This window comes from Wolbachia endosymbiont of Drosophila bocki, from assembly GCF_028982005.1.
Lineage (GTDB): Bacteria > Pseudomonadota > Alphaproteobacteria > Rickettsiales > Anaplasmataceae > Wolbachia > Wolbachia pipientis.
In genome coordinates, this window is record NZ_JAPQLG010000140.1 from 1 (window position 1) to 9029 (window position 9029).

Genomic DNA, 9029 nt, shown 5'->3' on the forward strand with positions numbered 1-9029 from the left:
ACCGGGACAGCCGCAATAAAGTAGATAAGCCTAAACGCCATCATGTCTTTAGGAGAGTTTGCTAATGAAAATTCTTAAGTTGACGTCATTGGCTGAATGGATACGATTTATTTCAGTGCATGAGCTGGTCCTTTTCGGATTTTAGCGCTGTGTACATAACTGCACGAACGTCTAGTTTAGGGGTAAGAAAAATTAGGGCCTGCAAATTAATCCAAACACATAAGTGTAGTGTTACCACCAAATGCTGTAGTGTTAACACTTACAACTTTTTCTGTAGAAAAACGCTGTAAATAATGAGAACCACCAGCTTTTGGCCCAGTGCCAGATAATCCTCTACCACCAAATGGTTGTATCCCAACTGCTGCACCTATCTGGTTACGGTTGATGTAGACATTTCCAACTGATATTTTTTTACTTATAGTATCAATTTGACTTTGTATACGACTCTGCAAAGAAAACGTGAGTCCATATCCAGTACTATTTATATCACTTATAACTTCATTTAATTCTGACTTGTTAAAACGTATGATATGTAAAATAGGACCAAATACTTCTTGCTTTAATTGCGAAATTTTTTGTATTTCATAAATATATGGAGGAAAGAAATAACCATTATGAGAATTTGTATCCATGGGTACTTTAAATAACAGATTTGAATCTTCGTCCTCTGACATTTTTTGCGTATGTTGAGTTAGCATATCGATAGATGCTTTGTCAATTATTGGACCAATATCAGTACTAAGTTGTATTGGGTCACCAATCTTGAGTTCTTGCGCTGCACCGCATATCATTTTTATCTGCTTCTCTGCTATGTCCTCTTGAATAAACAGCACTCTAAGTGCAGAACAGCGTTGACCACTGCTACGAAACGCAGAAAGCAAAGCATCCATAGCCACTTGCTCTAAAAGAGCAGAGCTATCAACTATCATAGCATTGAGCCCTCCTGTTTCAGCAATAAGTGGCACAATAGGACCATCCCTATTTGCAAGCATTTTATTGATTATTTGAGCAGTTTGTGTTGAGCCAGTAAAAGCTACTCCGGCAATTCTATTGTCTGGAACTAATATTTTGCCTAAATATCCACCATCCCCAGGAATGAGGTGTAACACATTCTTTGGTATCCCAGCTTCATGTAGTATCTTAACAGCTTCGTAGGCAATAATCGGCGTTTGCTCTGCCGGTTTTGCCAGCACTGCATTACCTGCCGCAAGTGCAGCTGAGACCTGCCCAATGAAGATAGCGAGCGGAAAATTCCACGGTGATATGCATAAGAAAACTCCTCTGCCTTCAAAAAAGATGAAGTTATCTTCACCTGTTGGGCCCGGCAATTTTTTCCAGTCGCTCAGTTCATTTTTTGCTATCATTGCATAATAACGCAGAAAGTCGATTGCCTCTCTTACTTCTGCTATTGCATCGGATAAAATTTTTCCTGCTTCCACAATCAGAATGTAAATTAACTCTTTCATCCTTTCCTCAAGCAAATCTGCAGCTTTTTCAAGGCATTTAGCGCGCTCTTCTGCTGAAACATTCTGCCACTTAGCAAAAGCACTGTGTGCTATTTCAAGAGCGTTTAAAGCTTGATCGCTTGTTGCACTTGACACTTCTCCAATTACATTTTCCAAATGTGCAGGATTCACTACTTCGATAAATTCAGCATTATCAAATAGTGCTTTTCCATCAATTATTGGTCCAATTTGCCACTTTTTTTCACTAAAACCCTTTATATCATCTGCAAATTGTGAGACTATCACAGAATCACTAATATCCATCCCCAAGGAATTTTTTCTTTCTAGTTCCAAAATATCTTGTGGTAATGGAATGCCTGGATGAGGTTCATAATTAAAATTTATAGCTTTTTCCAGTGGATCTGAAATTAACTCATCGATTTTAACGTTAGGATCACTTATTTGATTAACAAACGAACTATTAGCTCCATTTTCAAGAAGGCGTCTTATAAGATAAGGCAACAAGTCACTATGTTCCCCAACGGGTGCGTAGACACGACAGCTAACATTTGTTGCAAGCTCTGACATTGCATAATCATATAAGTCTTTTGCCATTCCATGTAAGCGTTGAAATTCAAATCCAGGGTGGTTTTTATCAGCAAGTTCCATGATAGAAGCAAAAGTATAGGCGTTATGAGTTCCAAAGCATGGGTAAAAGCTGTTTGGTTTACTCAAAAGTTTCTGTGCGCACACGAGGTAAGATACGTCAGTATAGCTTTTTCTTGTAAATACTGAGTAATCATTTAATCCCAATTCTTGCGTACGCTTGATTTCTGAATCCCAATATGCACCTTTTACAAGCCTCACCATAATTTTATGATTTGATCGAATAGCAACATCCTCTACAAAGTCAAGAACAGACAAAGCACGTTTTTGATATGCTTGTACAGCCAAGCCGAGCCCTTCCCACTCAGAAAGTGATTCATCAAGCCGTAATTGTTCAAACAAGATTAAGGAAATTTCAAGCCTTTCTGTTTCTTCTGCGTCTATGCATAGTGAAATGTTGTATTTTTTTGCCTCGCGGCAGAGCTCTAAAACCTTAGTGAATATCTCACCAGCAATTCGGCCAAATTGACTAAATTCATAACGTGGGTGTAAAGCAGAAAGTTTGATTGAAATTCCATGGGATTTAAAACAATCATTTATTTCAGTGGATTCACCTATAGCTTTTATTGAGTGCATGTATGAATTAAAATACTCTTCTGCATCCTCAGTTGTGTGAGCAGCTTCGCCAAGCATATCAAAAGAGTATAAAAACTTACTATTGTCATCTAGTTTTGCGTACCTTAAAGCTTCTTCTATGGTTTCTCCAACAACAAAATGATTACCAAGCATAGACATTGCTTGTTTTACTGCTTTGCGAATGATCGGTTCTCCTAAATTCTTAAGTAACTTAGAAATTGCGTAATAGAACTTCGAATCGCCTTCATTATCTCTCAATATACTGCTACCTATCATTAAACTCCACGTGGAAGCATTGACGAACAATGAAGAAGAATATCCTAAATATTTACTCCATTCTTGATTGGCAATTTTATCTTTGATTAGCTCGTCTATTGTATAATCATCTGGTATTCTAAGTAGCGATTCAGCAAGGCACATCAATGCTATTCCTTCATCATTGGAAAGCGAGTATTGCTGCATAAAGGAATCTACAATACTTAATTTATTGTGTTTGATTTTTTCAATAACTTGTTTTGCAATATTATAAATTCTATTTTTTGAATCAGCCGAAAGCTCTGCTTTTTCTACAAGATAACGTATATAACTCTTTTCATCAGTACGATAAAATCCTTGTAAACGTTTTCTGAGTTCATTAGGTTCTTGTATAGAGCTTATCATATATAATTATCTCCAAAAAATACTCCGACACCATATGCATAGTGAAATTATATCATAACTTTGCGCAGAGCAAATTGCTATTTACAAAGGGACCAGGGCTGGCTAAAAGAAGTCCATGCAATAACTTTAAAAGGATTGTGCAAGTATGTAGCTCAACACTCCGCCACACATCAAGTATTTAGTCTCAGTTGCGGTTTGTACACAGCATTTGAGTTGAATTGATTGCTTTGAATTATCCTTTCTTTTGATGATGCATTCTAGATTTCCACCTGGCACTATTTCACCTTTTATGCTTATTACCTCGCTACCATCAAATATCTTTCTGGTTATTCCATTTTGGAATATAAGTGGAAGAACACCCATGCCGACCAAGTTGGACCTATGTATACGCTCAAAGCTTTCTGCAATGACAACTTTAACCCCCAACAATAAAGTACCCTTTGCTGCCCAATCCCTACTTGAACCTGTGCCATACTCCTTTCCTGCCACAATGATGAGAGCTTCCTTGTAGCGCATTGCTGCATCAAAAATCGACATAGTTTCTTGAGAAGGAATGTATTTTGTATAGCCGCCTTCGATGCTTACCATTTCATTTTTTATTCTAATGTTAGCAAAAGTCCCACGCATCATTACATTGTGGTTACCACGACGAGACCCATACGAATTAAAGTCCTGTGGCTCAATTCCAAGATTTTTTAAATATATACCTGCAGGACTACTTGAGGCAATATTTCCAGCAGGGGAAATGTGGTCAGTGGTTACGCTATCGCCAAACATTGCCAATATTTGTGCGCCTTTTATATCGATTTTATTATTTTTAGGTGATAAATTATCAAAATAGGGCGGATTTTGTATGTAAGTGCTATTTGCATCCCAATTATAGATTTCACTTTTTTCACACTTTATCTTTCGCCAATGTTCATCACCAGAAAAAACATCCTTATACTTTTGTATGAACATCTCACGTGTTACCACACTTTTAACGCAATCTTCGATTTCATTGTTTGTTGGCCATATATCTTTGAGATAGACATCATTTCCATTCTTATCTTTGCATATTGAATCTTTTGTCAAATCAGTTTGCACAGTACCAGCAAGTGCATATGCAACAACAAGTGGCGGAGATGCCAAGTAATTAGCTTTGACTAACGGATGAATTCTTCCTTCAAAGTTACGATTGCCAGATAAAACTGCAGCAACGGTTAAGTTTTTGTTTTTAATGCCATCTTCTATATCTTTATTAAGTGGACCAGAATTCCCAATGCAAGTTGTGCAACCATATCCAACTAGATTAAAACCCAAAGCATTTAGATCTACCTGCAATCCAGACTTTTCTAAATATTCTGTTACAACTTGTGACCCTGGAGCAAGAGAAGTTTTAACCCAAGGCTTTGATTTTAATCCAAGTTTAATTGCATTACGAGCTACAAGACCTGCAGCAATCATCACACTTGGATTAGAAGTATTAGTGCAGCTTGTTATTGCTGCAATAACTACACTTCCATCTTGGAGTTTATCGCTTTCCTTTGACTCATTAACTAAAGATGATTTAGAAAAAGACTCTGCCACTTGTGAAAGAAAAACCTTATCTTGTGGTCTTTTGGGACCAGCCATTACTGGCTCCACGCTTGATAAATCAAGCTCTAGTGTGTCAAAAAATGCTAACTTGTCACTACTACGCCACAGTCCTTGCTCTTTCGCATAAGCCTCAACTAGCTTAATCAGCTTTTCTGGCCTTCCGGTTAAGCTTAAATAATCTAGCGTTTTTTGATCAATTGGAAAAAATCCACAAGTTGCGCCATACTCCGGGGCCATATTTGCTATAGTGGCTCTATCTGCCAAAGATAAATAATCTAAACCATCACCATAAAATTCTACAAACTTACCAACAACGCCTTTTGTTCTTAGGATATTGGTAACCGTCAGCACTAAATCGGTCGCAGTTACTCCTTCCGACAATCTGCCAATTAATTTAAATCCAACTACTTCTGGAATCACCATACTAATTGGTTGACCAAGCATCACAGACTCAGCTTCTATGCCTCCAACACCCCAACCAAGAACTGATAATCCGTTAACCATTGTAGTATGGCTGTCAGTACCAACTAAAGTATCAGGATATATGACTCCATCATTATTACACACAACTTGCGCTAAATATTCAAGATTCGCTTGGTGGCAAATCCCTGTGCCAGGCGGCACTACTCTAAAATTTGTGAAGGACGATTCTCCCCACTTTAAAAATTGATATCTCTCCAAATTTCTTTTTACTTCTAGCTCAACATTCTTACTGAATGCGGAAACACTTCCACAATTATCTACTTGAACAGAATGGTCAATCACAAGATCAACCGGTACAGAAGGATTTATGTTGCTCGGGTTTCCTCCATTTTTCTTAACATAGCTCCGCATTGAAGCTAGATCAACAACAGCAGGAACCCCTGTAAAATCTTGCATCAACACCCTTGCTGGTTTATAGCTAATTTCGTGATTAGTGTGTTTATTAACGCAGTCTGCTAGTACTCTTATGTCATCCAGCTTTACGTTTACTCCATCTTCATTACGCAATAAATTTTCAAGCAGCACCTTAAGTGAGCAGGGCAATTTAGTTACATCTGTCCCTAAAAATTCACTAGCACTACTTAGGCTAAAATAGTTGTATGACTTCCCGTCAATGTTTAAAGTCGTTTTTGCGTTTAAAGAATTGTTCATCCTATCACACTATATTAGTTAAAATTGGAATTACTACCGTTACTTTTTTGTTGTTGACCTTGCTGCTCATACATAGTTTCAAAATCTATAGGATCTAGCATCAGTGGGGGAAATCCACCACTACTTGTAACTCTTGCAATTATTTCTCTTGCAAAAGGAAAAAGAAAAGTAGGTCCACCAATAAACAAAGCTTGTCTTACTTCTTCCTCACTCAACTCTTTTAAATTTTCTATTGAAAAAATGCCACAATATTTCGTTTCACAAATGAAAGCTACGCCATCCTTTGTGCCTTCATCTTTTACCGTTGCTTTGACTTCTATATGCAAAGTAATTTCATGGAAAGATTTTTCCTCATTCACTTCTTCTTTGTTTTTCGTCCCTTCTAATTTTGCTGAATTGATATTAACCATTACATTAATATCTGGAGCTTTACTAGAAGAAAGGAATGGCGAATTCGGATTCTCAAATGATAGATCTTTAACATATTGACCGTGAATTCTCATTTTTTGTTGTGGCATTTCTTACGTCTCCTTTAATTAAGTTGAGATATTTAATACTTTCTTATATAATATATTCATTTACAAACGAATAGCAAACCTGATTATAAGTTGATATGAAAAACGTATTTTCATTAATAATTAATAATGTTCGGATACCTTATATGCCAAGGAGTTGAGTTACTATGATAGAGCTTGTAATATATGCTTTATTAGCGGCGTTCATTTTTTCACGTTTGTATAATTCTTTAGGAAGGTCAGCCAACCTCAACCTAAAAAAGCTAACTAATGTATTGGATGTAAGCCGAAGTAGAGAAGATGTAGTAGAAAACATTGAGGGTTACATTGATAGCAATGATGAAAATTCAATAAAAGTGACTTATAAACAAATATTAAAAAAAAACAAAGATTTTTCTATTTCCCACTTTATAGAAGGTTCAAGCATAGCTTTTGAATTAATAATAAAATGTTTCAATCAAGGAAATTTGTCTCAGTTAAAACCACTTCTCGATAAAGACTTATATGATAATTTTGCAGAGAAGATTAAACATCGTAAAGAGGTGCACGAGTCTATAATTGTTTCTATCGTTTCACAAAAGATTTTAGAAATAAAGCTAGTAAAAAACGCAGTGTTTATTGCAGTATATTTCCTTTCAGAGCAAATTAACTTCGTTAAGAACAATGAAGGAGATATAATATCAGGTAGTACATCCACTATTAATAAAGTTGAGGATGTATGGCAATTCAAAAAAAATGTTAATTCATCAGACCCGAGCTGGTTGCTTGTTTCTATTCACTATAAAAAGACAAGTAACGATAAGACAAATGATAAGTAAGATGAGTTTTATTTGAAATGGAAAGCAAGCTACGCGAAATAGTACTTGACACTGAAACGACAGGTCTTGACACTGAATCTGGTCATCGAATTATTGAAATAGGGTGTGTGGAATTAATTAACCGCATTCCAACAGGTAAAGTATTCCATCGGTACCTTAACCCAGAAAGAGATATACCTTATCACTCGTTTAAGATTCACGGTATTAGTGAAGAATTTTTAGAAGATAAACCATTATTTTCAGATGTTGCACTTGAATTTCTTGACTTTATATCTAATGATATTTTGGTAATTCACAACGCTGAATTCGATGTTAAGTTCCTTAACATGGAGTTAAGCAAGCTGAATGCTGGGTTAATTTCCTCAGACAGAGTGCTAGATACATTACCTCTTGCGAGGAAAAAATTCGCAGGATCACCTGCTTCTTTGAATGCATTATGTAAGCGTTTTGATATATCGCTAGAGAATAGAGAATTGCACGGAGCACTAGTTGATGCTCAATTGCTTGCAAAGGTATATGTTGAACTTACAGGAGGGTTACAAACCTTTCTGTTTGATAATGAATGCAATCAGGACAGTAACTCCACATTCGTTCAGCATAAAGTACGTAATCTAACTCCCAGAGAACATTTACCAAATAGTGAAGAAATTGATGAACATAAGAAACTGTTAGACAAAATTAACAATACACTTTGGAATAAATATATTGAATAGGTTAACCAATAAAGATACAATTCAATTTTACTGAGAGCATTCTAATGGTAAGGTTTATAAGATTATTATCTAATGTGCTAGCAGCATTAGCAGTTGTTTTTTTAGGTTATTGTTATTTCACTAAAAAAGGCATATTTGCCCCAGCAGCGATTCACAACGCAGAAGTTAAGATAGGCGGAGATTTTTCTTTAATTAATCAGGACGGACAGATCTTGCGCAGTAGTGATTTTAAAGATAAATACATGATGATTTTCTTTGGGTTTTCCTCATGCAAAAGAATTTGCCCTATGAACCTTGGAATAATTTCAGAAACACTTGCAAAGTTAGATGAGAAAACTAACAACAAGCTACAAACATTCTTCATCACAGTCGATCCTGAGCGCGATAGCACGGAAAGACTTAAAGAATTTCAGCAGCAATTTGACCACAGAATACAAATGTTAACTGGTGAAAGAGAAAAAATAGACGAAGTAATTGCAAAGTATAAAGTATATGCTAGCAAAGTTGGTGGAGAAGAAGAAATCAACCATTCTTCAATAATGTACCTTATTGGCCCTGGAGGAAAATATGTTACACACTTTGCAGCTGATTTAAATTCAGACGAAAGTCAATCTGATAAGATTTTGGCTGAGATAAGAAAATACGTAAACTGAATTATAGATTTTTCTGTTAATTAGTCGAGCATGCAACTGCATGAGCATTATGATTTGAGAGCAATCTCCATGGGAAGACACACACAACTGTACGAACGTTGTAGTTTGGGAGCAATTCCCACCAGTGGGGTGTCATCCCAGTGCCCAGACACTGGGATCCAGCTTCTATGCAACTTAATTAAAAACGTTTGTTTTAGCGTAAGACAACTACCTTTAGCTCATCAGCTCAGTTATAAGCAAAATTTCTGGATTCCAGTGGGCTTTGTTGCAT

At 36.3% G+C, this 9029-nt stretch carries 6 protein-coding genes and 1 pseudogene; 4 read left to right on the forward strand and 3 right to left on the reverse strand.

The window, feature by feature from the left end; translation table 11 throughout:
* Positions 1-206: 206 nt before the first annotated feature.
* From putA to secB, 3 genes are all read right to left on the reverse strand, one after another.
* Positions 207-3347, reverse strand: coding sequence for a bifunctional proline dehydrogenase/L-glutamate gamma-semialdehyde dehydrogenase PutA (putA, locus tag OZD61_RS03070; RefSeq protein WP_274979806.1), 3141 nt, complete (start codon positions 3345-3347; stop codon positions 207-209).
* Between the two features lie 126 nt (positions 3348-3473).
* Positions 3474-6059: an aconitate hydratase AcnA gene (acnA, locus tag OZD61_RS03075; protein WP_274979807.1), complete on the reverse strand. Its 2586-nt coding sequence runs from the start codon at positions 6057-6059 to the stop codon at positions 3474-3476.
* Positions 6060-6073: 14 nt separating this feature from the next.
* On the reverse strand, positions 6074-6577 hold the full coding sequence (gene secB / locus OZD61_RS03080; RefSeq protein ID WP_274979808.1) for a protein-export chaperone SecB: 504 nt from the start codon (positions 6575-6577) through the stop codon (positions 6074-6076).
* Between the two features lie 164 nt (positions 6578-6741).
* On the opposite strand from secB, the gene OZD61_RS03085 reads away from it, so the two are divergent.
* The 4 genes and pseudogenes from OZD61_RS03085 to OZD61_RS03100 all read left to right on the forward strand — a co-directional run.
* Complete coding sequence (locus tag OZD61_RS03085) at positions 6742-7392, forward strand: Tim44/TimA family putative adaptor protein (protein ID WP_010962367.1); 651 nt, start codon at positions 6742-6744, stop codon at positions 7390-7392.
* A gap of 17 nt (positions 7393-7409) precedes the next feature.
* Positions 7410-8105, forward strand: coding sequence for a DNA polymerase III subunit epsilon (gene dnaQ / locus OZD61_RS03090; RefSeq protein ID WP_065094937.1), 696 nt, complete (start codon positions 7410-7412; stop codon positions 8103-8105).
* Positions 8106-8149: 44 nt separating this feature from the next.
* Complete coding sequence (locus OZD61_RS03095) at positions 8150-8758, forward strand: SCO family protein (protein WP_010962368.1); 609 nt, start codon at positions 8150-8152, stop codon at positions 8756-8758.
* Positions 8759-8788: 30 nt separating this feature from the next.
* Positions 8789-9029, forward strand: a pseudogene (locus tag OZD61_RS03100) (hypothetical protein); the annotation flags it as partial.